Annotated in this window: 2 protein-coding genes; both read right to left on the bottom strand. The window is 72.3% G+C overall.

Annotation, left to right across the window (positions count from 1 at the left end; all coding sequences use genetic code 11):
* Positions 1 to 77: 77 nt before the first annotated feature.
* Positions 78 to 887, bottom strand: a complete 810-nt coding sequence (locus tag PLL68_RS15150; protein ID WP_324535527.1) for an SDR family oxidoreductase — start codon at positions 885 to 887, stop codon at positions 78 to 80.
* Positions 884 to 1439 (bottom strand): phenylalanine--tRNA ligase subunit beta-related protein (locus PLL68_RS15155; protein ID WP_502910736.1); only part of this gene is annotated, 556 nt, incomplete at its 5' end. The genes PLL68_RS15155 and PLL68_RS15150, both read right to left, overlap by 4 nt.

Here is a 1439-nt window from a genome sequence, read left to right on the forward strand (position 1 = left end):
GTCCTATCTGAGGCATGGACCACCTTTCGCGGGCATCTTGACGTGAGGCATCACGGTATCTGGGCGGAATTGGCATCTCAGGAGAGGGGGTCTGTGGGGGCGTACGGGACGAGGCCGAGGGTTCGGTCGCGGTCCCCCAGTGACTCGGCCTGCCCGCGCAGGGAGTCAACCGTGTCGGCCCCGGCCCGTACGAACCTCCCCGACCAGGCATCGAGCTCCCCCGAGGCCAGGCCGAGCACGAGGTCGGTGACCTCCTCGGGCGAGGTCCACTCGGTGCGCCCGACGTGGGCGTGCATGGCCTGCGTCATGTCGGTGCGCACGACCCCGGGCATGAGGTCGAACGCCCGGATGCCGCGAGCCCACCCGGCGAGGTGGGTCGACCCCGTGATCCTCGCCAACGCCGTCTTGCTGACGTTGTAGGCGCTCGCGTCCAGCCCCGGGCGCAGCGCGGCACCGCTGTTGATGTTGATGATCCGCCCACCGCCCTGGTGCAGCATGGCCTCCCCGACGAGCCGGGTCATGAGGTACGCCCCGAGCACGTTGACCTCCTGGACCTGCCACCACTCGTCGGGGTCGGAGGCGAAGAGGTCGACCTCGGTGTCGATGACGCCGGCGTTGTTGACGAGCACGTCGATGCGCCCCTGGCGCTCGAGGATCTCCGCGACCCAGGCGCTGACCGCCGCCCGATCGCTCACCGGGGCGGTCGCGGTGGACCCGCGCTCGACGGAGTACCCGGCATCCTCCAAGGCGTCGGCGACGTGGCGGCCGATGCCGCGCGACGCGCCGGTGACCACCGCGACGAGGTGCCCGCCCCGACCGTCGTCGGTGACGGGTTCGGGGGTCACCTCACCGTCGTCGTCGACCGGCACCTCGACGGGGGTGCTCACGCGCGCTGCACCGCTCCGACGGCCTTCGCCGCCGCCGCCAGGGCACGGTCACGCAGGCCGCTCACCTCGTCGGTGGTCAGCGTACGGTCCGGCGCCCGGAAGGTGAGCCGGTAGGCCAGGGACTTGCGCCCCTCGCCGACCTGGTCGCCGCGGTAGACGTCGAACAGGGTGAGTGACTCGAGGGTCTCCCCGGCACCACCGCGCAGCGCCTGCGCCACCCGGGCCGCCGGGACGTCCTCGTCGATGACGACGGCGACGTCACTCTGCGCGAGGGGGAAGGTGTGCACCGTGCGAGCCTGCGGGGTCCCTTCCGAGGCGAGCGTCAGCACGTCAAGGTCGAGCTCTCCACCGACCGCACGCGCCGGCAGCCCGAGGGCCGCCACGGCCTTCGGGTGCAGTTCGCCGACGTGACCGACGAGGGTCCCGTCGCTCAGCGTGATCCGGGCACAGCGACCGGGGTGGAACGGGGCCGCGGTGTCGGCCGCCACCTCGATGCTCACCCCGAGGGCCTCACCGAGGGTGCGCGCGAGGTCGACGACGTCGGTGACGTCG

Origin of the sequence: Ornithinibacter sp., assembly GCF_035443565.1 — a bacterium.
GTDB lineage: Bacteria > Actinomycetota > Actinomycetes > Actinomycetales > Dermatophilaceae > Fodinibacter.